The organism is Nocardia coubleae NBRC 108252 (assembly GCF_001612805.1).
GTDB classification, from domain to species: Bacteria; Actinomycetota; Actinomycetes; order Mycobacteriales; family Mycobacteriaceae; genus Nocardia; species Nocardia coubleae.
In genome coordinates this window covers 633,880-658,290 of record NZ_BDBD01000011.1, presented here as the reverse complement: position 1 = coordinate 658,290, position 24,411 = coordinate 633,880, and the positions used below count along the sequence as shown (strand labels likewise).

General features: G+C 69.2%; 20 protein-coding genes. 8 read left to right on the top strand and 12 right to left on the bottom strand.

The features are described from left to right. Nucleotides 1–100: 100 nt before the first annotated feature. The 5 genes from NCO8_RS12065 to NCO8_RS12045 all read right to left on the bottom strand — a co-directional run bounded on the left by NCO8_RS12065 (nt 101) and on the right by NCO8_RS12045 (nt 7,176). Nucleotides 101–2,119: an SDR family oxidoreductase gene (locus tag NCO8_RS12065; RefSeq protein WP_067638985.1), complete on the bottom strand. Its 2,019-nt coding sequence runs from the start codon at nt 2,117–2,119 to the stop codon at nt 101–103. Between the two features lie 246 nt (nt 2,120–2,365). Then, nucleotides 2,366–3,472 carry a glycosyltransferase gene (locus NCO8_RS12060; protein ID WP_067638983.1) on the bottom strand — a complete coding sequence of 369 codons (1,107 nt, stop codon included), beginning with the start codon at nt 3,470–3,472 and terminating at the stop codon, nt 2,366–2,368. Then, on the bottom strand, nt 3,469–4,800 hold the full coding sequence (locus NCO8_RS12055) for a glutamate-1-semialdehyde 2,1-aminomutase (protein ID WP_067638981.1): 1,332 nt from the start codon (nt 4,798–4,800) through the stop codon (nt 3,469–3,471). The genes NCO8_RS12060 and NCO8_RS12055 overlap by 4 nt, the downstream gene beginning before the upstream one ends. After that, nucleotides 4,800–6,149 carry a GNAT family N-acetyltransferase gene (locus NCO8_RS12050; protein WP_067638979.1) on the bottom strand — a complete coding sequence of 450 codons (1,350 nt, stop codon included), beginning with the start codon at nt 6,147–6,149 and terminating at the stop codon, nt 4,800–4,802. The genes NCO8_RS12055 and NCO8_RS12050 overlap by 1 nt, the downstream gene beginning before the upstream one ends. 13 nt (nt 6,150–6,162) lie before the next feature. Next, a complete protein-coding gene (locus NCO8_RS12045; RefSeq protein ID WP_067638977.1) occupies nt 6,163–7,176 on the bottom strand; it encodes a hypothetical protein in 1,014 nt (337 codons plus the stop codon). A gap of 228 nt (nt 7,177–7,404) precedes the next feature. On the opposite strand from NCO8_RS12045, the gene NCO8_RS12040 reads away from it, so the two are divergent. The 6 genes from NCO8_RS12040 to NCO8_RS12015 are packed head-to-tail and all read left to right on the top strand — an operon-like array spanning nt 7,405 to nt 14,361. Continuing rightward, complete coding sequence (locus tag NCO8_RS12040; protein ID WP_245655323.1) at nt 7,405–8,232, top strand: glycosyltransferase family 2 protein; 828 nt, start codon at nt 7,405–7,407, stop codon at nt 8,230–8,232. 6 nt (nt 8,233–8,238) lie between these two features. Beyond that, nucleotides 8,239–9,609, top strand: coding sequence for an O-antigen ligase family protein (locus NCO8_RS12035; RefSeq protein WP_067638974.1), 1,371 nt, complete (start codon nt 8,239–8,241; stop codon nt 9,607–9,609). Continuing rightward, nucleotides 9,606–10,664, top strand: a complete 1,059-nt coding sequence (locus tag NCO8_RS12030) for a glycosyltransferase family 4 protein (RefSeq protein WP_067638972.1) — start codon at nt 9,606–9,608, stop codon at nt 10,662–10,664. The genes NCO8_RS12035 and NCO8_RS12030 overlap by 4 nt, the downstream gene beginning before the upstream one ends. Then, complete coding sequence (locus NCO8_RS12025; protein WP_067638970.1) at nt 10,661–12,253, top strand: oligosaccharide flippase family protein; 1,593 nt, start codon at nt 10,661–10,663, stop codon at nt 12,251–12,253. The genes NCO8_RS12030 and NCO8_RS12025 overlap by 4 nt, the downstream gene beginning before the upstream one ends. Next, nucleotides 12,207–13,229, top strand: coding sequence for a glycoside hydrolase 5 family protein (locus tag NCO8_RS12020; protein ID WP_067638969.1), 1,023 nt, complete (start codon nt 12,207–12,209; stop codon nt 13,227–13,229). Before NCO8_RS12025 ends, NCO8_RS12020 begins: the two co-directional genes overlap by 47 nt. Next, nucleotides 13,216–14,361, top strand: a complete 1,146-nt coding sequence (locus NCO8_RS12015; RefSeq protein WP_067638967.1) for a glycosyltransferase family 4 protein — start codon at nt 13,216–13,218, stop codon at nt 14,359–14,361. Before NCO8_RS12020 ends, NCO8_RS12015 begins: the two co-directional genes overlap by 14 nt. 152 nt (nt 14,362–14,513) lie before the next feature. Here the strand turns inward: NCO8_RS12015 and NCO8_RS12010 are convergent, their stop codons facing one another. Beyond that, complete coding sequence (locus NCO8_RS12010) at nt 14,514–15,596, bottom strand: class I SAM-dependent methyltransferase (protein WP_067638965.1); 1,083 nt, start codon at nt 15,594–15,596, stop codon at nt 14,514–14,516. Nucleotides 15,597–15,610: 14 nt separating this feature from the next. On the opposite strand from NCO8_RS12010, the gene rfbC reads away from it, so the two are divergent. Next, nucleotides 15,611–16,174, top strand: coding sequence for a dTDP-4-dehydrorhamnose 3,5-epimerase (gene rfbC / locus NCO8_RS12005; RefSeq protein WP_067638963.1), 564 nt, complete (start codon nt 15,611–15,613; stop codon nt 16,172–16,174). On the opposite strand, the gene NCO8_RS12000 is transcribed toward rfbC, so the two are convergent. Genes NCO8_RS12000 through NCO8_RS11985 form a run of 4 tightly spaced genes read right to left on the bottom strand, consistent with a single transcriptional unit; the run spans nt 16,152 to nt 19,850 of the window. Beyond that, nucleotides 16,152–17,186, bottom strand: a complete 1,035-nt coding sequence (locus NCO8_RS12000; protein ID WP_067638960.1) for an NAD-dependent epimerase/dehydratase family protein — start codon at nt 17,184–17,186, stop codon at nt 16,152–16,154. The genes rfbC and NCO8_RS12000 overlap by 23 nt on opposite strands. 2 nt (nt 17,187–17,188) lie before the next feature. Continuing rightward, nucleotides 17,189–17,839: a PIG-L deacetylase family protein gene (locus NCO8_RS11995; RefSeq protein ID WP_067640048.1), complete on the bottom strand. Its 651-nt coding sequence runs from the start codon at nt 17,837–17,839 to the stop codon at nt 17,189–17,191. After that, nucleotides 17,836–18,612 (bottom strand): glycosyltransferase family protein, encoded by a 777-nt coding sequence (locus NCO8_RS11990; RefSeq protein ID WP_067638958.1) that lies wholly within the window; start codon nt 18,610–18,612, stop codon nt 17,836–17,838. Before NCO8_RS11990 ends, NCO8_RS11995 begins: the two co-directional genes overlap by 4 nt. Beyond that, nucleotides 18,609–19,850: a class I SAM-dependent methyltransferase gene (locus NCO8_RS11985; RefSeq protein ID WP_067640046.1), complete on the bottom strand. Its 1,242-nt coding sequence runs from the start codon at nt 19,848–19,850 to the stop codon at nt 18,609–18,611. The genes NCO8_RS11990 and NCO8_RS11985 overlap by 4 nt, the downstream gene beginning before the upstream one ends. A gap of 486 nt (nt 19,851–20,336) precedes the next feature. On the opposite strand from NCO8_RS11985, the gene NCO8_RS11980 reads away from it, so the two are divergent. Continuing rightward, on the top strand, nt 20,337–21,833 hold the full coding sequence (locus NCO8_RS11980) for a sugar transferase (protein WP_067638956.1): 1,497 nt from the start codon (nt 20,337–20,339) through the stop codon (nt 21,831–21,833). A gap of 35 nt (nt 21,834–21,868) precedes the next feature. On the opposite strand, the gene NCO8_RS11975 is transcribed toward NCO8_RS11980, so the two are convergent. Both NCO8_RS11975 and NCO8_RS11970 read right to left on the bottom strand, forming a co-directional pair. After that, nucleotides 21,869–23,500 carry an ABC transporter permease gene (locus NCO8_RS11975; protein ID WP_067638954.1) on the bottom strand — a complete coding sequence of 544 codons (1,632 nt, stop codon included), beginning with the start codon at nt 23,498–23,500 and terminating at the stop codon, nt 21,869–21,871. Then, nucleotides 23,497–24,402, bottom strand: a complete 906-nt coding sequence (locus NCO8_RS11970; RefSeq protein ID WP_157104923.1) for an ABC transporter ATP-binding protein — start codon at nt 24,400–24,402, stop codon at nt 23,497–23,499. Before NCO8_RS11970 ends, NCO8_RS11975 begins: the two co-directional genes overlap by 4 nt. Nucleotides 24,403–24,411 lie beyond the last annotated feature (9 nt).

The window sequence follows — 24,411 nt, the reverse complement described above, 5'->3', positions numbered from 1 at the left end:
TCCCGCCCTCACACCACGCGGGCGAGGCCGCGGGATGTGTGCCGACCCGGCCCGGTCACGACACCCCCCGACACAGCGAGTGTCGTGACCGGAACTCAGATCACCAGTGGACGCCGGGCAGCATCCGGCTCATCCGCGCGGCCGGACTCGGAACCACCATCAGCGGGGCGAGGACCGGGCCGAGGACCGTGAGGGGTCCACGCGACGGCTCGGCTGTCTCGGCGGGTTCCGCGATGACCGGTTCCTGCTTGCCCTGCGACGCGGTCGATTCACCGAAGAGGCGGTACCCGGTGTGCATGATGGTCCGTTTCAGCGACGGCAGGAACATCTCGACCGCCTGCGAGAACGTGCCGACAGGCGTGTCGATGCGGTCGGGGCGTTCGAGCAGGGCGCGGACCACGATGCCCGCAGCCCGCTCCGGATCCGGCAGCGGCAGCGCCCGGTAGATTTCGGTCGGCGCGATCATGGGGGTGCGCACCAGCGGCATCCGGATGGAGGTGAAAGTGATTCCGGCGTCACGGTTTTCGACCGCGGCGATGTCACTGAAATTGTCCAGCGCCGACTTGCTCGCGGCGTACGCGGCGAAGCGCGGCACCTTGGTCTGCACCGCGATCGAGGAGATGTTCACGATGTGGCCGAAGTGGCGTTCGCGCATCGACGGCAGCAGCGCGAGGATGAGCCGCACCGCACCGAAGTAGTTCACGGCCATGGTCCGCTCGAAATCGTGCATGCGATCCACCGAATTGGCCACCGAGCGCCGGATCGAACGGCCCGCGTTGTTCACCAGGTAGTCGACGTGGCCGTGCTCGGCGAGCACCGTCTGCACCAGCGCGCCGACGGCCGTGGCATCGGTGATGTCGCACGGGTAGGCGAAAGCCGACCCACCGTCGGCACGAATGGATTCCGCTGCGGCAGTGAGATCTTCGACGCCGCGCGCCACCATCAGCACCACCGCGCCACGACGCGCGACAGCATGTGCGGTGGCCAGCCCGATGCCCGACGAGGCGCCGGTGATGAGCACGGTGCGGCCCGAGAGCGGATGCGCTCCGGACTCGACACGGCCGCGCTGCGGATCGAGGTTGGCCCGCCAGAATTCCCACAGCCGGGCGGCGTAGGTCTCGAAGGCGGGCACCGCGAGCCCGGGCAGTAGCGCCCGCGTGGAGTCCGAGACGAACTCGGCGGTGAAACCGACATGCGGCGCCACCTCCGCGGGGATACCCGCCTGCTCGAAGAGGAAGTCGCGCACCGCGTGTGCGCCGGGCACCTGACCGAGCCCGCGCAGCGCGAACGCACTGCCCGGCACGGTCCCGATCCCGGTCGGCCCGCCCGCCGCGCTCGCCAGCGCGCGGTAGATCTCGCCGAACGGCTGCGGCTGCGGGTTGACCAGGTGGAATGTGCGCCCGTCCAGCCCCGGGCGGCGCACCAGGCGGACCATCGCCTCGGCCACGTAGTCGACCGGAACCACATTGGTGGCACCCAGATCGGGCAGCGGCAGCGGCAATTCGGCAGGCAGGTCCGACAGTGCCGCGATCGCCGGGAAGAAGTAGTACGGGCCGTCGATCTTGTCCATCTCGCCGGTGCGCGAATCACCGACGACGATCGCGGGGCGATACACCCGCCACCGCACGTCGCCTGCCTCGCGGACCAGCTTCTCGGCCGCGAACTTGGTGCGGTGATAGGGCGAGGTGAGGTTCTGGCCGAGGTCGAAATCCTCCTCGAAGAACTTGCCGTGATGATCGCCCGCCACCGCCACCGAGGACACGTGGTGCAGGACCGCACCGAGCCCGCGGGCCAGCTCGATCACCGCGCGGGTGCCGTTCACATTGGCCGCGTGGGCGGATTCCTCGTCGGCGGTCATGTCGTAGACCGCGCCGAGATGGAGCACATGGTCGGCGCGCGGCGGCTCGTCGCCCAAGCCGAGTCCCTCGGCGGTCAGGTCGCCGACCAGGGCGAACACGCGATCGCCGTCGGGATGCTGCGCGTTGAGCGCGGTGAATTTGGCCAGCGACTCGGCGCGCACCAGCACGTGCACGATCGCGGCCGGGTCGGCGGCGAGCAGCTCACGTACCACTCGCCGACCGAGAAAACCGGTACCGCCCGTCACGATGTAGGAAACCATCGCCCCTCCTGAAAATGTCTCGAAACACGGTGTGCGCAAAAGTGATCCGGCATGCGGCGGTGGATGTGGGGATCACGAGAACCCGGGAACGTCGTCGTCCGGGTGGGGCTAACCGTACTCGTCGGTAACAAAGGGGGCAAGCGACGGGGTGTCTGCCACCGTGTGGGAATTGTCACCCGTCGTCGCAGGTCAAAGGGTATGTGTGACAGCTGATTTCCGTAACTCCGAGTTTCGGGCAACTTCTCGCTAACGGTGCGCGGCGAGTACTCCGGCGACGGTGTCGGCCATCCTGGCGCGGAATTTGTCGGGGGCGAAGCTGTCGGCGTGGGCGCGGATCTTCGCGGAATCGTAGGTGCCCGAATCGAAGTCGCGCATCCGCTCGGCGAGGGCGGCGACGACCGCGTCGTCGTGGCCGGGCGGTACGTATTCGCCGGTCACGCCGGGTCGCACCGTGTCGAGCGAGCCACCCGCACCGACCGCGAGCACCGGCGTGCCACAGGCCATGGCCTCCACGGGGACGATGCCGAAGTCCTCGATGCCCGGCATCAGCAGCGCCCGGCAGCGCCGGTACATGTCCTGCAGGACGTCGGCGGAGGTGGCGCCGAGGAACGTGGTCTCCGGTCCGGCGAGCTCTTCGAGTTGGTCCCGGAACCGGCCTTCGCCGAGCACGACCAGCCGCACGCCCGCGCGCTGAGCCGCGCGGATCGCCAGATCCGCGCGCTTGTACGGCACGAGCCTGCCGGCGCACAGGAAGAAGTCCTCCCGCGCGACCCCGGGATCGGGCGTGAAGCGGGCGACCTGCACCGGCGGATTCACGACGGAGGCGGGCAGACCCCACCAGTCCCGTACCCGGTCGGCGACGGCATGCGAGTTGGCGACCACATGGGTGAGGCGGGGTGCGGCGCGCAATTCGCCACGGCGAGCGAGTGTTCCGAGCGCACCGAGTGCGAGCTGACCCAATCGGCCGCCCGCCTCCTGGGCGCGGAATTCCCGATCCCACGCCCACCGTGCCGGGCTGTGCACATAGGCGACCACGGGTGCGTCGGTGGCGAGCGCGGCCTGGGTGGCGAAGGCATGGTGGCTCACCACGACCACGTCGAAGTCGCGAAGCGGCATGCGCCGCAAGGCCCGCGGCACCAGCGGTAGCAGGGGAGCGTGCCTGCCGCCGGTGACGGTGTGGGCGCGGCTGAGCCAGGTGTCGTGCACCGCGCGCACCGGCTCGCGCAGCCCGCCGGGCGCCACGATGGGCGCGAATACCTGGGCGTCGGGCCAGGTTTCGACGAACTCGCCGACCACGGCCTCCGAGCCGCCGAATTCGGTGAATCGTTCGTGGACGATGGCGACACGGGTCATGGGGAGGTTCTCGTTTCGATCCGGCGGGGTGCGGCGGTGCGGCGCAACGCGGGCGCGACCGGGCGGCCACGCAGCAGCCCGTCGACGGAGCCGCGCTCGATCGCGCGGCGATACACCTCGGCGGCCCCGGCGCACGCGGAGACCGTGTCGGCGACGGCCTCGGCGTCGTGGGCGGCGGAGGTGACGAAGGACTGTCCGAGCACGCCGTGCTCGAGCAGTTCCTGCAGGAACAGGGTCCGAAAGGCTTGCGACGGCAGTCCTTCGGCGTCGAGGGTGCGGAAGATCAGGCACGACGGGCGCCCGCGCACCTGGAGGTGGTCGGTGATGCCGTGTTCGGCGGCGACGGCGTTCACACCGTCGGCGAGGGCCCGGCCCGCCTCTTCCATGCGGGCGATCGGGTCCTCGGTGCGGTAGGCGTGCACCACGGCGCGGAACGCCGCGAGCGAGGCGGTTTCGGGGCCGTGGGTGGTGGACAGCAGGAACACCCGGTCGCGATCGGTGCGCAGGCCGCCGAGTTCCATGTACTCGCGTTTGCCCGCGAGTGCGGACAGCGGGAATCCGTTGCCCATCGCCTTGCCCCAGCACGACAGATCGGGTGTCACCCCGTAGACCGCTTGAGCGCCACCTGCCGACCACCGGAAGCCGGTGATCATCTCGTCGAACACCAGCAGCGTCCCGTGCTGATCACACAGTGCGCGGACACCTTCCAGATATCCGGGTAGCGGCTCGGCCAGCGCGGTCGCCGCCTCGAGGAAGACCGCCGCCACCGTCTCGCCCGCCAGGACCGCCGCGAGCGCGTCGAGATCGTTGTAGGGGAATGTCACGGTGTCGACGGCGGGGATGCCTGCGGACATGTCGGTGGTGCCGATGAACCAGTCGTCGACGGAGAAAAACGGCTGTGCGCAGACCGCGACGGTGGTTCGCCCGGTGACCGCGCGGGCGAGCCGAACGGCCGCCGTGGTGGCGTCGGAGCCGTTCTTGGCGAACTTCACCATGTCGGCACCCGGCACCAGGTGCAGGAAGTCCTGTGCGGCAAGCAGTTCCAGTTCGGCAGGGCGGGAGAAGCTCATGCCGTCGGCGGCGGCCTCGGTGGCCGCACGCAGGACCGGTTCGTATCCGTGGCCGAGGGTGACCGACCGCAATCCCATCCCGTATTCCACGAACTCGTTGCCGTCGGCATCCCAGACGCGAGCGCCCTTGCCGCGCACCAGCACCGGTGCCATCGACTCGGGGTACTGGTCGGCGCCGCGGGCATAGGTATGCGCTCCGCCGGGGACGAGGTCGTGCAGACGCGCCTGGATTTCGGTGCTGCGGGTGAAGTCGCGCATCAGGTGAGCCCCCAGAGATCGTGATCGGCACACAGTCCGCTCGGCCCGCGATGGGCCCTCAGCAGTCCCTCGTGGGCGAAGCCGGCGGCGGCGACCACCGCGGCGGTGATGGTGTCGCCGACGGGAATCTCGGCCGCCATCCGCCGCACACCCAGCTCCGCGAAAGCGTGCTCGACGACCGAGCGCAGGGCTGCCGCCCACAGTTCGGGTTCGACTCGGAGTGGATCGACCCAGGTGTAGAGCCCGGTGGCCTGGCACGGCAGCGGTGAATCGTAGAGGTGGAATTCGCCTGCGTAAGTACCGTTCACGTCGAGTACGAGGCGCAGTCCACTCGGTGATCGGAGGCCGAACCGGGTGTGCCACAGCGTGCGATACCACTGGGCGCGGCTCTTCGACCGGTCGTGCCCGGCCGAGGAACCTTCCTCGGTGCGGAGCCCCTCCTGCCGGGACCGGGGGAACGAGCTCGTCGCCGTCACCCTTGTGTGTCCCACCCGACTCCACTGCGCCCTGTCCATGCGAGTCAGGTTGCGCACCACCGTGTTCGGACCCTCGGGGACGATCAGCGCAACTGGGGCGGCGGGACGGTAGCGCCGCAGCCTCTCCCGCACAGACCACACCGACCATCGCAGAGCGGCCAGTGCGACCACCGCGCGCGGTACGCCGGTATTCGCCGCGACTGCGCCCGGTGCGGTGCTCGGCGGGTAGTTCGGCCTGGAAGTTCTCGGCTCCACGACAGGAACGTCCGCTGGATCGGCCGGAACGAGCGGCGGCAGTTGCGCGGCGGCCAGATCGGCGGGGGTCAGTGCCCACAGCGTGTGGTCCTTGCGCGCACCGCCCGCGTCGTAGGCCCGGACCATCGTCGCCTCGTGCCGGAAGCCCAGACCCCGCAGGCAGCGCAGCGCCGGGTCGTTGTCGATGGACACCGGGGCGAGCACCCGCGCCACCCTGTGCACGCGGAACATATAGTCGCACAACAACAGCAGGGCCCGGCCGATCAGACCGCGACCGGCCGCACCGGCATCGATCCAGGCGCTGGCCTCCGCTGTCCCCGAGTCGGCGTCGATGATCGTGTACTCGATCTGCCCCGCGAACCGCCCGTCGACCTCGATCACACCGACGAACCGGCGACCGGCCCGCATATCGGCCCAAGCCACGAGGCACTCGCGCGCCCAGATCCGTGGCGTGTGCCGTTGCTCCCAGCTCAGCGGTGAGGTGCCCCAGTGCGGTTCGATCCAGGCCCGGTCACGCAACCTGATCTCACGCCACCGGTCGAAGTCCGACAGTTGCGGCGGGCGCAGGCGAACGAGGCTGTGGCCGTGGCGGATCGGGCCGAAGGTCAGGCTCGACATCACGGTCGGCGCCTCAGTTCTCGCGCGGACCGGAGGACTTCGGCACCGGTGCCGCGCGCACCGGCCACTGCCGTGGCAGCACCGTCGTCTCGGGGTCGTAGTGGACACTCGCGCTGCTCGTCACGTGCGGCACGGTCGCGGTGTCGGTGCGCGCCGGTGGTGTCGGCGTGGCGGGCTGTGACTCGACGGGTTCCGGCTTCTTCGGATCCGGGGTCGGCGAGGCCTGTTTCGCCGGATCCGGCTTCGCCCCGCCGCGACGGAGACCACCACGCCGGGCGATCGCGCCACGAGCGAGCACCACCGACTCCGCGACGATGATCAATGTGGCCAGCGCCGCGAACAGGCCCTCCTGCACCGGATGGGGAGCGACGAGTTCGGAGCGGGGATTAGCCACCACCGTCAGACGCGGCATGCCGAGCACCTGCCGGAATTCCATCTCGCGGGCCACATCCCTGGCATCGAAGCTCAGTTCCGGGCGCAGCGGGTCGTCGGCGAGGCGTTTGGTGAAAGTGTCCTCCACCGCGCGCCGATGCGTCTCGAGGTCGGCCGCCGAACGGGCGATGGCCTCGGTGCGCATCTGCGAGGCGACACTGTCCAGGGACTGCTGCACCGCGAAGACCAGCTTCTCGGCTTGCTCGGGCGATCCCGCCTGCGCCTTGATGATCAACAGCGAGGGCGCGGGACCGGTCATGGCCGAAACCCGTGGCCGCAGATCCTGTTCCGACGGCGCGAGCCCGTTCTTCACCACATCCGAGAGCACCCGGCTCTCGGTGACGAGCACGATGTAGGGCTGGGTGAGTTCGTTGAAGACCGCACCGATCGACTGCTGCGAGATCTGCGCGGTCAGGCTCGCCTCGTAGGTGCGTGGACTGCCGTCGCGCACCACCCACACCACCCCACCGACGATCGCGGCGACGACCAAGGCGATCGGCAGGGCGCGCAGCAGCTTGCGCAGATGGTCGGCAATGTTCACCCCGGACATGGCCGGGGAATCGGCGCCCGTGTCCGCCGGGTCGGTCTCGCTCACGCTGTCCCCACATTTCGCCGATCTTGTGCAGCGATGTTAGCTGGGGTTCCACTGTCTAGCGAACTCTGAGCACTGTGGCGAGCGTCATGAGTACCCGTACTGGGAATCGTGAAACATTATCGCCCGTCGTCTCGATGTGAATGTCGATTGCTCGGCGGGTACTGTGCACGCAAACGGGCACCCGACGCGCGACGCGGGCCTGCTGAATGTCTTGGAGGATGTGCTGTGGTGGGGGTGCCTGTATCGGTCTGTGTCCCGGCATTCAACGCGGCGCGCACCATCACCGAGACCATCGATTCGATCCGTGCCCAGGAGTTCGGGGATTTCGAGATCGTCGTCCTCGACAACGCCAGCACCGACGGCACCGGTGAACTGGTCCGGTCCATCGACGACGAGCGGATCCGGCTCCACAGCAACGACACCGTGCTCCCGATGACCCAGAACTGGAACCGGGTGATGAGCCTGGCCGGTGGCGAGCTGGTGAAACTGGTTTGCGCCGACGACCTCATCACCCCGGATTGCCTGTCGGCGCAGGTGGAGACGTTGCGCGACCCCCGAATCGCCGTCGCGGGCGCGAAATTCGACATCATCGACGACGACGGCACCGTCCTGGCCAGAGCTCGAGGGCTGGCCGGGCTGATCGGGCGCAAGTCCTCGCGAGCGGCGCTACGCACCTTCGTGCGCAGACTGCCCGACGACCTGTGTCCCACCGCGGCGTTCCTGTTCCGTCGCCGCGAGTTCGAGGCGACCGGGGGCTTCCGTACCGATTTCTTCTACGCCATGGACATCGATCTGATCGCCCGGCTGTGCGCGCACGGCGCGTTCTACGGCCACAACCGCCCGCTCGCGGTGAACCGGGCGTCGATCTTCAACCATTCCTCCACCACCTCGACGCTGAGCAAGTTCTCCGACGTGGTGCGCTTCAACCATCACGCGCGCCGCGAATACCGGGATCTGGTGCGTCCGGTCGACGTGCTCGCCGGCGATGCCACCGTGGTCCGGCAGGCGCTGGTCCGCCTCGGCGCGCGGGCCAGGCAGCTGGCCGGGCGGGGCTGAGGCGCGATGAGCTCGCTGCTGTACCTGGCCGCCGTCCCGGTGGGCTGGGTATTCCTGCGCTGGATTCGTTTCCGGCCCCAGCGTGGGGTGCTGCTGGTGGCGGCGCTCGTCCCGTTCAACGGTCTGCTCGAGATCGCTCCGGGTTGGATGCAGGTTGCGGGCTGGAAAGAGGCGCTGCTGTGTCTGACGCTGGCCGTGGCACTGTTCGTTCCGCACCGGCAGACAGAGCCGCGTCCGACGCTGCCGTGGGTGCCCTTCGGCGCCGCGCTGTGCGTGTTCGGTGTGGTGTCGGCGTTCGTCACGGCCGGAACGCTCGGGCTGTTCGCCATCAAGATCACGTTCTTCTACTTCGTCGTGATCCCGCTGATTCTCTACCTGCGGCCCTTCACCCCCCGCGACCGCGATCTGCTGGTGACGATCATGATGGTCGAATCGGTGGGTATCGCGTTGTTCGGCCTGGCCCAGCAGGTGATCGGCGGTGCCGGGCTGGCGAAGATGGGCTACGAGTACAACGAGACGATCCGCTTCGCCGGTGGTCTGCTCCGGTCCTTCAGCACGTTCAATCAGCCGTTCCCCTATGCGTTCTACCTGGTGACGGTGTTGCTGGTGGGTGGTTCGGTGGCGCTGGCCGATTCTCGGCGCGCCCGCAATCGGATGTTCTTGATGGCCACCCCGATCCTGGTGCTCGGCGCCGCGGCGAGCGTGGTGCGGGCGGCGCTGGCCGGTTTGCTCGTCGGGGCGTTGTTGCTGGCGGTCGTGCGGTACCGCCGTCAGCTGATGCCGGTGATCCTCGGGTCAGTCGCGGTGGTCGTCGTCGGCGGGATCGCGGTGTCCTCGCAGGCGAGCAGTTCGCTGTTCTCCTCGTCGAGCCTGGCCGACCGCAGCACCGGCTGGAACACCGTGATGCGCACGGTCGGCAGTCATCCCTTCGGTGACGGACTCGGTTCCACCGGTGCGGCGGCGGCGCGGTTGCTCGTCGAGGAACTCGGACCGATGGCGGGGGAGATGCCGTACGCCACCGGTGAGGTCCAGATCTACGGGCGTCCCTATCAACCCGACAACTACTACGTGAAGCTGCTCATCGAGCTCGGGCCGATCGGGGTGTGGCTGTTCTGCGCCATCCTGGTCGCGATCTTCCTGCTCGCGTTCCGTGGTGCCCGTGCACTGCGTGGACCGGATTCGGCCCTGGCGCTCGGTGTCGCGGCGTCGGTGCTCGCCAGCGCGGTAGCGGCGGTGGCGTCCAGCTACTTCGAGATCTTCCCGACCGACTTCTATTTCTGGCTGCTCGCCGCGGTCGTCGGGTGTGCCGTCACGCAGCGCCGACCCGAGCCGGTGTCCGCCGCGCCGAACTCTGTCCCCGAACAGGTGCCGTCATGAATGAATCCGTCAGTAGCGCAGTGTGTTTCGGGGCGCTGGCGTTCCGGCCGAACGGTGCGGGCGTCGCCACCTACCAGCGTGAGCTGCTGGCGAGGATGGTCGGGCTGATGCCGGGAACCGCGCTGTCGGCGCTGGTCCAGGCCGATGCCGCGCCCGTGCTGCCCGAGGGCATCGCCGCGGTGACGCGACCGGTCGCTGCCGGGGCGCGCCGGGCCTGGCACGGCATTGCCCCGCAGCGCGGTGCCGACGTGTTCCACGGACTCGATGTCGACATCCCGCTCACCGGTCCGAGGGCCACGGTCAGCACCGTGCACGACCTGTCGGTGTTCGACGTGCCGTGGGCGTTCAGCCGCTACCGGGCCCGCGGCGAGCAACTGCTGCTGCGGATGTCGCTGACCCGCGCCGACCTGCTCATCGCCGTCTCCGAATTCACCGCCGAGCGCATCGCGGACCGCTTCGGGCGCGAGGCCGTCGTCGTCCCGCTCGCCCCGGCCGCCTGGGCCACGGTGCCCGACGAGACTGCCGTGGATCGGGTGCGCGCCCGGTACGCGCTGCCGCCACGTTTCGTGCTGCAGGTCGGCACTGTCGAACCACGCAAACAGGTCGCGATGCTCGCGCAGGTGGCGGGCGACCTCGACATCCCGCTCGTGCTCGCGGGGGCCGGGTCCGACGGCCCGCAGGCACCGGCCTCGGCGATCGGGCTCGGCTACGTGGACCTCGCCGACCTGCCCGCCCTCTACTCGGCCGCGACCGTGGTGGCCTACTGCTCGGAATACGAGGGCTTCGGTCTGCCGCCGGTGGAGGCCATGGCCTGCGGTGGCGCGGTCGTCGCCAGCGCGGTCGGCGCGCTGCCCCAGGTCTGCGGTGACGGTGCGGTCCTGGTCGAGGGCACGAACCCCGAGGCGTGGGTGCGGGCGATGCGTCCGCTGCTGCACGACGAGGCCGCCAATCGGGAACTGCGCGACCGTGGCCTGGTCGCGATGACGAAACTGAGCTGGCAGGCCACCGCCGAGGCCACCGTCGCCGCCTATCGCACGGCCGGACTCCTGCCGTGAGCGAGCAGACCGCCGCCATCGACGAGCAAGCCGAGGGCAGGCGCCGCGCCCAATCGGGTCGCGCCGCGGCCAACAATACCGCCGCCATGCTGGCCGCCCGGATCTTCGCCGCCGCGCTCGGCCTGCTCGGCACCACCCTCATCGCGCGATCGCTGCCGACGGTCGAATGGGGCTATTTCTCGTTCGTTTTCGGGCTGCTCGGCATGCTGGCGATCGTCACCGACCTGGGTGTCGGGCGGGCGGTCATCGGCAAACTCGTGCACGGCGATCCCACCGAGGCCTCCGAGGTGGCCGCCTCGTTCATCGTGTTGCGCACCGTTCTCGGCCTGGTGGGCTACGGGCTCGCCATCGGCTATGTCCTCGTGATGCGGTGTCCCACACCGGTTGTCGCGGCCACGGCGCTGGCCGGGTTGGTGGTGGTGATCGCCACTCCGAGCCACGCGCTGACCATCCTGTTCCAGTCGACGATGCGCCTGACCCTGGTCGCCGCCGCCGAATCCCTCGCGCGTTGCGTCCAATTGGCGCTCACTGTCGCCGCGGTGCTGTGGGCGCCGACGCTGCTGTGGGTCGTGGTGCCTGCCATCGCCTACGAGGTCGTCGCGGTCGCGGTGAAGATCGTCGCGGTGACGCGCGGCCTCGGCGGGCCCATTCCGGCGCGGCGCATCGAGTTGCGCTGGTGGGGGCCGATGCTGCGCGAGGCGCTACCACTGAGCATCGGTCTGGCGCTCATCATCATGTTGCAGAAGGTCGGGCTGCTGTTGCTCGGGCACGCCGACAGCTTCGAAGCCGTCGGACTGTTCGCCGTCGGCATGAAATTCGCCGACCTGCTCGACACCGCCGCCGTCTCGGTCGTCGCGCCACTGACGACCCTGCTGATCGCGCTGTGGCCCGACGACCCGCCCCGCTTCCGGCGCTACTTCCGGCAGGCGAACGTCGCGCTGATCGCCCTTGGTCTGCTCGCCCTCGTGGCCTTCTGGCCGGTCGCAGGCCAGGTGATCGGGTTGCTGTTCGGCGAGAACTTCGTCGAGGCGGCCGACGCGGGCCGCGTCCAGGTGGCCGCAGGCCTGCTCGGTGCGGTCGCGAACCTCGGCCTGGTCGCGCTCATGGCGACCGGACGCAACACCCTGATCCCGTGGATCGCCGCGCTGGCGCTCGCGGTGAACCTGGGCGTCGCGTGGCCGTTGATCGACCGGATGTCGTACGAGGGCGCCGCCATCGCCGGGTTGATCGCCCAGGTGGTGCTGCTGATCTCGGTGTGGATCGCGGTGCTCGCGACGGTACGGCTGCGGCGGCTGCTCCCGGTCGCGACGGTGGCCGCGCTCACCGGAGTCGCCGTCGCCGTCGTGGGCGTCGCGAGCCTGGCCCAACGGCACTGGGCGCCCCCGTGGATTCTCACCTGCGTACCGGCCTGCCTGATATACGTTCTCATCGCCGGAAGCATCATGCGAAGGACCGAGGGATTGACCATACGAAGCTTGCGAGGACCGGAAACCGATGACACTGTGGCGAATCGCTCGGGCGGGACTGACCGCAGTGGTCGTCATGGCGACAGTCCTCGGGTGCGCACCGGAGCCGACGGCGAGCACTGAACCGGTGGTGCGCGGCGGTCTCGGCATCTCGGGCGGACACACCTGGCTGCAGCTCGACGCCGCGGAACTGGACCGGCAGATGGGCATCGTGGCGCAGACCGGCGCCACCTGGGTGCGGATCGACATCGACTGGTCGGTCATCGAACCCGTTCGCGGCGAACAGGATTGGTCGGCCACCGACCGTGCCGTGCGTGCCGCGCGCGCCCACAACCTTTCGGTGCTGGCGATCCTGACCTACGCGCCCGCCTGGGCCGGCCCGCACGGCGGTGACGGCGGCAGCAAGACCGCACCGCAACCGGTGTTGTTCGGGCGGTTCGTCGGTGACGCCGTGGATCACTATCGCGACCAGATCGCACACTGGGAGGTCTGGAACGAACCCAATGTGACCGCGTTCTTCGCGCCGAAGCCTGATGTCGCCACCTACGCGCACCTGCTGCGGCAAGCCGCGCTCGCGGTGCGCGCCCGTCAGCCGCACGGGCAGATCATCGTCGGCGGCCTGGCGCCTGCCGCCGACGACGGCCGCGACATCGCCCCCGCCACCTTCGTCGAAGCGCTCTACGCCATCGGCGCCGCCCCCGACTTCGACGCCGTCGCCGTGCACCCGTACTCGTACCCCGAACTGCCCGAATCGCAGAGCTGGTACAACGCCTTCGGCAACCTCATGCGGATCCGGCGCATCATGGACGCCAACCACGACACCACGATGCAGCTGTGGCCCACCGAATTCGGTGCGCCGACCGGTTCCGGTGCACGCGCCGTGAGCGAAGACGTGCAGGCCCAGATCATCGATCAGGGACTCGGCATGGTCGCCGCCATCCACGATATCGGCCCCGTGTTCGTCTACTCGCTGGTCGACGCGGGCGCCGACCCGCACGACCTCGAGGACAACTTCGGTCTGCTACGCCGCGACTACTCCGAGAAACCGGCGGTGACCGTGGTGCGCAACCACGCGGAGGTGCTGCGTGCCGGGCGCTGATCGGGACCTGCTGTTCGTCGCCCACAGCGCACAGGCCTCGGGCGCGGAGAAGGTGATGCTCGATCTGGTCGAGCTGGCGGTGGCGCGCGGTTACCGGGTGCGGGTGGCGTGCCCGGTCGGCGCGCTCAGCGATCGGCTGCCCGGCTCGGTGGGACATGTGCCGATCCCGGAACTCGGCTTGTCGGGTCAGCAGGGCGGTGCGCGGTTCGCGGCCGCACTGGTGATGCTGTGGCACTGGGTGCTCGCCGCCGCCGCGTTGCGAAAGGCCTCGCGCGATGGCCGGGCGCGGCTGGTGGTGAACTCGACGATGGCTCTGCCCGCCGTGGCGATGTCGGTGCCCCGGCGCCGTGACACGGTCTGGCTGGTACACGACATTCTCGCCAGCACAAGGCAATTCGCGGTTGCGAGGATCGGTCGGATGGCGCTGGCACGGGCCGTCGCGGTATCCGAACGGGCGGCGGCCCCGGTGCGCGCGCTCGGGATCGAGACCGAGGTGGCCTGGCTCGGGGTGCCGTGGCCGGTCGAGCCCGCACCCGTGCTGGATCGCTCACACCCCGTGGTCGGCATCCTCGGAGTGATCACCGAGTGGAAGGGCCACCACGTGCTGCTGGAAGCCGTCGCGGCACTGCCCGGCGTGTGCGTCGAGATCGCGGGAACGGCCCTGCCCGGCGACGAACCGTACCTGGCGCGCCTGCGCGACCGCGCGGGCCGGCCCGACCTCGCCGGCCGTGTGCACTTCCTCGGCCACGTCGACCCACTGCCCACCATCCGAGGCTGGGACGTCCTCGTTTCGGCCAGCGTCCTCCCCGAAGCGGGACCGCTGGTTGTGCTCGAAGCGATGAGCGTGGGCGTCCCCGTGGTCGCGACCGACCACGGCGGCAATGTGAGCACCGACGTCGCGGTATGCGTCCGCCCCGACGACCCACACGCCCTGCGCGAGGCGCTGAGCCGGGTCACCGAGGACCACGCCCTGCGCGCTCGGCTCCGCGAAGCGGGACTCGCGAATATCGCCACCCGGCACAACCGCACCCGGACCCGCCCGCACATGTTCGACACGGTGGTCGGCGACGGGGACCGAGCGATGTCGACACCGGCCGCGAACTCGACGTCGGCAGCACCGAACTCACCGTGAACCCTCGGTGAGTCGGCCCGCAGGTCGGACGTCGGGTGGGTCCTGGCGTACCGGCCGTCCTTCGACGGGTGGGCTCCCTCAGCCGTGCGCGCTCGGCCAGTGGGTTTCCGGCGGGTCGTGCGGCTAGGGGACGACGAGTTGCCGAGAATCGGCTACCGGTCGACCTTTCGCGGGCGGAGGGGATCGTCGACGAACCAGCGGCCGTCGAGTTGCGGGAGGGAAGCTCGGACTTCGCGGAGGAGGTCGGGGAGCGTGAGCAGGACAGCGTCGGGTTCGGCCGCCACCAGATCGGTGGGGGAGATGATGGGGACGTCGGTTCCTGGCATGCGTCGGCCCTGTTTGCCGGGCGAGGCGTCGGCCACTCCGGCGAGGAGTTCCCGGTGCGCGCCCGCCATCGCCAGGAGAGCGACAGCGCGGGAGGCGGCGCCGTAGGCGAAGGTCCGAAGACCCTGGGCGGCACGGTCTTCCAGCCAATCGTGGAGAGCGCCGACGTGGCGATCCACCACCTGCTGCAGTCCGCCGGCCGCCGCCAGCACCTCCTCCTCGGCTGCCAGCAACTGCTCGACCGCCCGGTCGGCGGGGTGCGAACCGTGACGCGCGGCGACCAGCACCGTGCCGCCGTAGAGGTCGAAGTTCCATGCCGTCACGATGCTCATCCCCGCCGCGGCGAGAAGGGTACGCAGGGAGGCGAGGGAGTAGTAGGCGAAGTGGCCGTGCCGCAACGCATTCCATTGCCCCTGCGCCACGATGGCGGCCAGCGAATGGAACTGCACGAGCAGCACGCCCGCGGGTGCGGTCGCGGCGGCGCGGGCGGCGAAGGCGGCGCGCTGGTCGGGTTCGTGCATGATGCCGAAACAGTCGAGGACTATGTCGGCGGGACCGGTGGCTTCGGTGAAACCGGGAAGCGGCAACCAGGTACCGCCGTGCGGACTGCCGAACTCGGTCACGGTCGCGCCGGTGAGCAGACCGGCCGCACGCACCCGGTCGATCGCGTCGGCCGCCTGATCGCGCAGCGCCTGCGGCTCGATCCCACGCGGTTCGGCGGTGACGGTGTCGTCGTCGGCGAGCTGGGCCAGCCCGCACGCCGCGCACCGGTCCATCCGCAGCGGATGCCCGGACTCGGTCGGCCGCACCGGGGAATCGCGAGGTGGGAAGTGGTCGGCGGCGGGCACCGTGCCCAGGTCGAGCAGGGTGCGCAGCGCGGTGTCGCCGCAACCTCGGCAGCGGCCGGTCATGGCAGGATGTCCTCGTGCGTATCGAAACGACCGAACTGGCCGATGTGGTTGTGCTCGTCCCCGAGCCGTTCCGCGACGACCGCGGCCTGTTCACCCGCACCTTCGACGCCGAAGAATTCGACGCCCACCTCGGAATCGACGGTGCCGCAGCGCGATTCGTCCAGGACTCGCAGTCGCGGTCGAAGCGCGGGGTGATCAGGGGTATGCACGGGCGCGGCGGTCGTGGCGAGGCCAAACTGGTGCGTTGCGCGCACGGCGCGGTGCACGACGTGCTCGTCGACATCCGCCCCGGCTCGCCCACGTTCGGTGTGCGGCAAGCCTTCCGCCTCGACGACGAGCTGTTCCACCACCTGTACGTGCCGCCGGGCTTCCTGCACGGCTTCCAGGCACTCACCGAGGCCGCCGACGTGTGCTACCGCATCGACCGCCCACACGACCCCGCCGAAGACCTCGGGGTCGCCTACGACGACCCCGACCTCGACATCGACTGGCCGCTGCCGGTGACCGTGGTCTCCGACCGCGACGCGCGCGCGGGCAGCTGGGCGCGGCTGCGCGCTACGCTGACGCCCGCGCACTGATCCGGCGCAACCGCTCGTCGAGCACACCCGCCTCGCACAGCCCACGCAGGTGCGGCAGCCGGGTGAAACGCTGGAAGAACGCCTCGGACGTGAGTCCCCGCGTCGTGTACTCGGTGAACAGTTCCTCGGCACCCGCGGGCACCGTCCACTTCGCCTCGAAGCCGAGAACCTCGCGCGCGGCCGAGAAGTCGACCCGGTACGAGCGCGGATCGGCACCGCTCTCACCGGTGATCACCAACCGCGAACCCGGCACCGCGTCCACCACGGCCCCCGCGATCTCGGCGACGGTGAGGTTGTTGACCTCGGTGCCGATATTGAACGCGCGGCACGAGACGTCGGCCGCCGGCGCGGTCAGGCACATCGCGAACGCGGTCGCGATATCCGCGGCGTGCACCAGCGGGCGCCACGGTGTGCCGTCGGACAGCACCTTCACCTCACCGGTGAGCACCGCGTACCCGACCAGGTTGTTGAGCACGATATCGGCACGCAGCCGCGGCGAGAACCCGAAAGCCGTCGCGTTGCGCAGGAATACCGGGACGAAGTCGTCGTCGGCCAGTGCCGCCACATCGTCTTCGACCCGCACCTTGCTCTCGGCGTAGGGCGTGATCGGGCGCAGCGGCGCCTGTTCGGTGACCAGCTCCTCGCCCGCCGCGCCGTACACCGAACACGTGGAGGCGTACAGGAACCGGCGCACCCCTGCTTCCTTGGCCAGCCGTGCCAACCGGACCGAGGCGTAATGGTTGATGTCGTAGGTGATCTCGGGCGCCAGCGCGCCGAGCGGATCGTTGGACAGGGCCGCCAGGTGGATCACCGCGTCGAACCCGCGCAACTGATCGACCGTCACCTCCCGCAGATCCACGGCGAGACCCGCCGGGTCACCGGCGAACTCGCCGAGCACACACTCGGCGAAATACCCGATGTCCAGACCCGTGACCTCGTGGCCCGCCGCCTGCAGCAGCGGAACCATCACCGTGCCGAGGTACCCCTGATGCCCGGTGACCAGTACCCGCATGTTCACGTCTGTTCCCATCTGATGATCGCTTTGTCGAGCACGAACGCCTCGGCATACGGCGCGTGACACTGCACGCCACGCATCCGGGCCAATCCGAGGAAGGCCTGTTCGTCGAACCAGTCCCGGCCCGCCTGCGACGGATAGTGCTCGTGCAGCAACCGCGACTTGCGGTGCAGCAGTTCGGCATCCATCGGGTGGTACAGCGTCGGGGCCGGAGTATCGGTCTCCCACTTGAGGATCTCGTAGCCGAGGATCAGGTGGTCACGGAACTCGGTGGGCACCAACTCGGCGAGCAACCGGTGATCCTGGTGGGCATCACCGCGATGCGGCGCGAACACCACCTCCGGTTCACCGCCGCGGCGGAACGCGGCGAGCGCGTCCTTGATCCGGTCCCAGTGCGCGGGCGCCCGCCCGTCCGGCACGTCGAGCACCTCGAGCTGGGGTTTCGTCCCGAAACAGAACGCCGTGAGTGCCGCACGTTCCTCGTCTTCGCGCGCGGTGCCGCCGCCGGAGAGAACCAGTGCCCGCACCTCGACCTCCGGGTCTGCGGCGGTGAGCGCGAGCAGGGTGGCACCCATGCCGATGGCGATGTCGTCACAGTGCGCGCCGAGCACCGCGATCCGCTTCGGCGGACGGGTGAACAAGCCGATCACGCCGACTCCCACACCATCCACGGCCGCGAACCGTTGCGGTAGGCGTCGTCGAGTTCGGCGCGCTCCTTGAACGTGTCGGCGGGCTTCCAGAAACCCAGGTGCCGATATCCGAAGAGGCGACCCTGCCCGGCCAGCGTGCCGCACGCGTCGGCCACCAGGTCGCCACCGGGTGGCAGCAGATCGAAGATCTCCTGGCTGAGCACGAAGAATCCGCCGTTCTCCCACAGCGGCATCCGCGCCACCGGCATGATGTCCTTCACCTCGCCGCTGTCGGTGATGTCCACACAATGGAACGACGACTGCGGGGGAACGACCATCATCGACGCCGCCGCCCCCGAAGCGTGGAAACGCTCGATCATGGTGTCGAGCGGTGCGTCGGTGAGCACGTCGGCGTAATTGGCCAGGAAGAATTCGTCACCGTCGAGATGCTCGCGCACCCGGCGCAACCGCTCACCGATCGCCGATTCCACCCCGGTGTCGACGAAGGTGATCGACCAGTCGCTGATATCGGTGCCGAGCAGTTCGACCTGCCCGTCGCGGATGACGAAGTCGTTGGACGCCGTCTCCTGATAGGTGAGGAAGAAGTTCTTGATGTGCTCGGCACCGTAGCCGAGGCACAGCACGAACTCCTTGTGCCCGAAGTGCGCGTAGTACCGCATCACGTGCCACAGCAGCGGTCGCGGACCGACCAGCTGCATCGGCTTGGGCACGATGTCGTCGGACCCGCCGCGCATGCGCATGCCGTACCCGCCGCAGAACAACACGACCTTCATCGATTCACTTTCGTTTCCAGCTCGCCGCGGTGCAGCACCGGCAGCGGGTAGACCAGTTCGCCGCCCCATTCGCCCACGTGGCGCAGCTGCGCGCTGATCTCGGTTTCGAGATTCCAGGGCAGCACGAGCACAACGTCGGGCCGGTCCGCGTCGATGCGCTCCGGCGGATGGATCGGGATGCGGGTGCCAGGGGTGTAGCGCCCGTGTTTGTAGGGGTTGCGGTCGACGGTGTACTCGAGCAGGTCGGGTCGGATACCGCAGTAGTTGAGCAGGGTGTTGCCCTTGCCGGGAGCACCGTAGCCGACGACCCGCTTGCCCTGCGCACGGCAGTCGAGCAGGAAGCGCAGCAACTCCTGGCGCACCGCCTCCGCGCGTGGCGCCAGGTCCAGATATCCGGCGGGGGTGTGCAGCCCGGCTTCGCGTTCGAGGTCGAGCACCTCGACGACCCGCGGACCCGGCTCGGCGACGGCGTCCGGGCGCGCCCACAGCCGCAGCGAACCGCCGTGGGTGTCGAGCAACTCCACGTCGACGACCGTCAGGCCGCCCACCGCGAGCGCGCGCTGCGCCGAATGCAGGGTGTAGTACTGGAAATGCTCGTGGTAGATGGTGTCGAACTGGCCGTGGCGCACCAGGTTCAGCGCGTGGTGCACTTCGATGCTGAGCCAGCCGTCGTCGCTGAGCAGGGTGCGCAGCGCCCGGGTGAAACCGCGCAGATCGGGGATGTGGGCGTAGACGTTGTTGGCGACGACCAGATCGGCCGCTCCGTGCTCGGCCCGCACCCGCGCGGCCGAATCCTCGTGCAGGAACGTGGTTTCCGTCGGCACACCGACCGCGCGGGCCGCGGCACCGACATTGACCGACGGTTCGATGCCCAGGCACGGGATACCGCGTGCCACCGCGTGCCGCAGCAGATATCCGTCGTTGCTCGCTACCTCGACCACGAACGATTCGGCACCGAGTCCGAGACGCCGCACCGCGGTGTCGACGAAGTCCTCGGCGTGACTCACCCAGCTGTCGGAGAACGACGAGAAATAGGCGTACTCGGTGAACGTGTCCTCGGGGGTGATCAGCGCCGGGATCTGCAACAGCAGGCATTGCTCACACAGCCGCAGATGCAGCGGATAGGTCATTTCGGGTGACTCGAGCCGCTCGCTGTCGAGGAAGCTCTCACACGCCGGGGTGGCGCCCAGGTCGAGCACGCTCGTGAGCTGCCCGGAATCACACAGCCGACATTGCAACGGGTCCACCTTCATCAGACGCGAGAATTGTCGCGGCCGATGCCGGACATGCCGGACTTCGGTCCTGCGGCACGAGACGTTACAGCGCGGCCCAGGCCATAGCCGCCGGAAAATGTTGCGACCTGGGAAACACCGCGGTGCCCATATCGGCGATCAGGCCAGGTGAAACCGCGATCGGCTAATTTCCGGCGAAGGCGACCATTCCTCTGATGAATGTGATGTCACCCACTCGAGAAGCCGGTTTTCCTGCCTTCATATCGAAATGCCATGGACTTTCCGTCGTCTCGTCCACCGCTCTCCGTGCTGCTGGGCTAATCTCTGGATCGCATTGTGGCGCTTGCGCTTCGATGTGGAGGAATTTCGGCGATGTGTAACGATCGTCCCACGGGTTTCGAATCGAGGGGCGTAGCGGCCATCGCAGTGGTCGCGTTCTGGTCGCCGGCGATCGGAAGGGTTCGACTCCCGATAGGGGAGGTGTGTCGGTTCATGAGCTACGAGCTCACCAGTAGTGGCGAGATGGATGCCGTCACCGGCGTGCACGCGGTGCACGACTTGCGGCGGGAAAGTTGGCAGACCGCGTTCGTGCGGCGCCTGGTCGTCACCGATGCCGTCGCTGTCGTCGGTGCCGTCGGTACCGCGCAGGTGCTGCGGTTCGACGGACCCGTCGACTCGACGCTGGCCTGGCCATTGCCGTACGACATCGGCTATTCCGCGGTGTCGCTCGCCCTCGCGCTCGGCTGGCTCGCGCTCTTGCACGGGTACGGCACCCGCGCACCCCAGGTGATCGGCACCGGCAGCGAGGAATTCCGCAGGCTTGTTTCGGCGAGCCTGCGCCTGTTCGGTGTCCTCGCCATCCTCGCGCTGCTGTTCCGCATCGAATTCGCCCGTGGCTACCTGGCCATCGCCCTGCCCGCCGGGCTGTTCGGCCTGATCGCCGGGCGACTGGCCTGGCGCAGGCAGCTGCGCAGCCTGCGGGCCGAAGGTCGCTGCCACACCGCGGTGCTCGTCGTCGGCTCGCCCGAAGCCGCCCACGCCATGGCTACGGCGTTCACCGACGACCCGGCCTCCGGATACCGGGTGGTCGGGGTGTGCGTGCCGACCGGGTCGGGGGAGCGGGTCGAAACCCTCGGCGGCGCATCGGTTCTCGGTGACGACCGCTCCGTACTCGACGCCGTGCGCCGCAGCGGGGCGGGCTCGGTGGCGGTGGCGGCGACCGACCATCTGGGTCCGGCCGAATTGCGGCGCATGGCATGGGAACTCGACCCGCTCGGCGTCGATCTGATCGTGGCACCGGGTGTCGTGGATATCGCCGGTGTGCGCCTCAATCACCGGCTGGTGGCCGGGATGCCGATGCTGCACATCGACCGCCCGCGCTACGGGCGGGCCAAGTCCACTCGTAAGGCGCTGTTCGACTTCTGTTTCGCGGCCATGGTGGTGCTGCTCAGCGCTCCGGTGCTGCTCGCCATCGCGCTGGCGGTGAAGCTGAGCAGCCCCGGCCCAGTCTTCTACCTGTCGGAGCGGATCGGCCGCGACGGCGTGCCGTTCCGGATGATCAAGTTCCGCAGTATGCGCCCGGATGCCGACACCGCCGTCGACGAGCTCATCGCCGAGCACGGCGGAAACCCGGTGTTCTTCAAGGTCAAAGACGATCCCCGGGTGACGCCGGTCGGCCGCTTCCTGCGCAAATACAGTCTCGACGAGCTGCCCCAGTTCTTCAATGTGCTGCGCGGTGAGATGAGCGTGGTCGGGCCGAGGCCGCAGGTGCAGCGTGAGGTCGACACCTACGACGGCGAGATGCGCAGGCGGCTGCTGGTGAAGCCGGGGCTCACCGGGTTGTGGCAGGTGAGTGGACGCTCGGACCTGTCACCGGAGGATTCGGTGCGCCTGGACCTGTCGTACGTGGAGAACTGGTCGATGGTGCTGGACGTCGCCCTCATCGCCCGAACCATCGGGGTGGTCACCCGGGGCGAGGGCGCGTACTGAGCCGGTGCGCCGAACACGCACCGGCCCAGTCCCTTTCAGCGCAGATCGCGGCGACGGTAGGCGAACAACCCCACCGCGATGCCGGTTCCCGCGACCGCGAGCAACCAGACGATCGGGGTGGCGGTGAACTCCGCGCCCGGCAGCTTCGGCGGATGCACGAACGGCACCAGATCGAGCACCCACTGCGGGAAGCTACCCAGTGCGCCGAGCAAGAACCCGACGACCATCGCGCTCAACACACCCCAGCTCAGCGGCGCGAACCGGGGCAGGGCGCCGACGAGCAGCACCGCGACGGCGGTGACCACCCACACGGCGGGCAGTTGCACGGCCGCCGCGGCGAGCGCCTGGCCGATCTTGCTTCCCGGGTCGCCACCGGTCGCACCCCAGACCACACCGATCGCCAGTCCGGCGCTCAGCAGGCCCACCGCCGGGCCGCCGAGGGCGAACAGCAGATGGCTGCCCGCGTACCGGATCCGGCCGACAGCGGCCGCCAGCACGCTTTCGGTGCGACCGGTGTTCTCCTCCTCGTGCAGTCGCAGCACGGCCGACACCGAGTAGGCCGACGCGGCGGCCGCGAGCATCGCGATGGCGTAGGCGATGAACGACTTCTCCAGATCGTCCGAACCGCCGAGCGTGATGATGACATCACGCAGCGATTCGCTGCCGTCGAGCATGTCGCCGATGCCCGTCACCGCACCGCCGATGAGCAGACCGTAGAGGGCGAACCCGGTCGTCCAGGCCAGCAGCGACCCACGCTGCAGCCGCCAGGCCAGCCCGAACGGTCCCGACAGCGAGGTGCCCGCCGTAGCCGGGCCCGGCCGGTCGGCCAGCAGTCCCGCGCCGAGGTCGCGGGTGCGCAGCAGTTGGTAGGCCAGCAGTGTCGCACCGGCACCGAGGACGAGCAGCGGCACGAGCACCCACCACCGTTCCTGAGCGAAGGGCCGGATCTGCAGGCACCAGCCCACCGGCGAAAACCACGACAGGACACCGTTTCCCGCGTCACCGACGGCACGCACCGCGAACGCCGCACCCAGGGATCCCAGAGCGATGCCACGCGCGATCCTGGCACCCGTGCTCAGCTGCGCGGCGACCGCGGCCACCGCGCCCCAGACGACACCGGACCCGGCCAGTGCCGCACCGAACGCGACCGACCCGGCGAGGGGCAGATCCGTCGCGAGCAGCGAAGCCGCACAGGCGATTCCGGCGATTACCGACGCGCCGTAGGTGAGCAGGAGCGCACCGGTGAGGCCGGCGAACCGGCCGATGCTCGTCGCGCCGACCAGTTCCGCGCGCCCGGTCTCCTCCTCGACTCGGGTATGCCGGATCACGGTGAGCACGGCCGCGATCGCGATGAGCGCGTACATGGCCCCGGCCTTCCAGGTGCCGATAGACCCGAGGGCCGAACTGAACACCGGGCCGTACATGGCGACCAGAGCCGGGCTGGCGGCTGTCGTCGTGGCGAAACTGTCGAGCTGTTCCTGGGTGGAGTAGAGATCTTTGATCGACACCACTTGGATCGCCGGCATCAGCCCGATCAGCAATGCCCACAGCGGGGCGACCACCCGGTCACGGCGCAGCGCGAGCCGCAGCATCTGCCCGGTGCCGGTGAACTCGTCTGCGGCACGCGATGTTCCGGTGAAACGACCGGTGGCGGTGAGCGTGCTCATGCGCGCACCTTCTCGGGCTGATCGACGTGGTAGTGGCGCAGGAACAGGTCTTCCAGTGTCGGGGGAGTGCTGGTCAGGCTCCGGACGCCCGCGTCACCGAGTACCCGGATGAGCGCGCCCAGATTGTCGGCGTCGACCTGGCAGCGCAGGGTCGAACCGTCACGTTCCACGTCGTCGACACCGGGTAGCATGCTCAGATCGCCTGGGTCGCCGATCAATTCGGCCGTGATCGCGGTGCGGCTCAGGTGACGCAGTTCGCGCAGCGAACCGGATTCGACGGTTCGGCCCGCGCGGATGATGGTCACCCGGTCGCACAGGTGCTCCACCTCCGAGAGGATGTGGCTCGACAGCAGCACCGTCGCGCCGCGCGCGGCGGCGTCCCGCACACATTCCTGAAAGACCTGCTCCATCAACGGATCCAGGCCCGAGGTCGGTTCGTCGAGGATGAGCAGGTCGGCCTCGGCGGAGAAGGCCGACACCAGCGCCACCTTCTGCCGGTTGCCCTTGGAATAGGTGCGTGCCTTCTTGGTCGGGTCGAGTTCGAAGCGCTCGATCAGCTCGGCGCGGCGCGCCTGGTGAAGGCCACCGCGCATGCGGGCGAGCAGGTCGATGGTTTCCCCGCCCGACAGCGACGGCCACAGCGTGACATCGCCTGGCACATAAGCGATCCGCTCGTGCAGCGACACCGCGTCGGCCCACGGATCGCGGCCGAACAACTGCGCCGAACCGCCGGTCGCCCGGAGCACGCCGAGCAGAATGCGGATGGTGGTGGACTTGCCCGCACCGTTGGGTCCGAGGAACCCGTGGATCTCACCGGGCCCGACCTGTAGGTCGAGCCCGTCGAGAGCGGTGAAGCGACCGAAAGTTTTGCGCAGGTCCCGGGTTTCGACGACCTGCTGGATGGGGGACGG

Coding starts and splice junctions, on each gene's coding strand:
- NCO8_RS12065 (WP_067638985.1), bottom strand. CDS start 2,119: ATGGTTTCCTACATCGTGACGGGCGGTACCGGTTTTCTCGGTCGGCGA.
- NCO8_RS12060 (WP_067638983.1), bottom strand. CDS start 3,472: ATGACCCGTGTCGCCATCGTCCACGAACGATTCACCGAATTCGGCGGC.
- NCO8_RS12055 (WP_067638981.1), bottom strand. CDS start 4,800: ATGCGCGACTTCACCCGCAGCACCGAAATCCAGGCGCGTCTGCACGAC.
- NCO8_RS12050 (WP_067638979.1), bottom strand. CDS start 6,149: ATGTCGAGCCTGACCTTCGGCCCGATCCGCCACGGCCACAGCCTCGTT.
- NCO8_RS12035 (WP_067638974.1), top strand. CDS start 8,239: ATGAGCTCGCTGCTGTACCTGGCCGCCGTCCCGGTGGGCTGGGTATTC.
- NCO8_RS12030 (WP_067638972.1), top strand. CDS start 9,606: ATGAATGAATCCGTCAGTAGCGCAGTGTGTTTCGGGGCGCTGGCGTTC.
- NCO8_RS12020 (WP_067638969.1), top strand. CDS start 12,207: ATGGCGACAGTCCTCGGGTGCGCACCGGAGCCGACGGCGAGCACTGAA.
- NCO8_RS12010 (WP_067638965.1), bottom strand. CDS start 15,596: ATGACCGGCCGCTGCCGAGGTTGCGGCGACACCGCGCTGCGCACCCTG.
- NCO8_RS12000 (WP_067638960.1), bottom strand. CDS start 17,186: ATGCGGGTACTGGTCACCGGGCATCAGGGGTACCTCGGCACGGTGATG.
- NCO8_RS11990 (WP_067638958.1), bottom strand. CDS start 18,612: ATGAAGGTCGTGTTGTTCTGCGGCGGGTACGGCATGCGCATGCGCGGC.
- NCO8_RS11980 (WP_067638956.1), top strand. CDS start 20,337: ATGAGCTACGAGCTCACCAGTAGTGGCGAGATGGATGCCGTCACCGGC.
- NCO8_RS11975 (WP_067638954.1), bottom strand. CDS start 23,500: ATGAGCACGCTCACCGCCACCGGTCGTTTCACCGGAACATCGCGTGCC.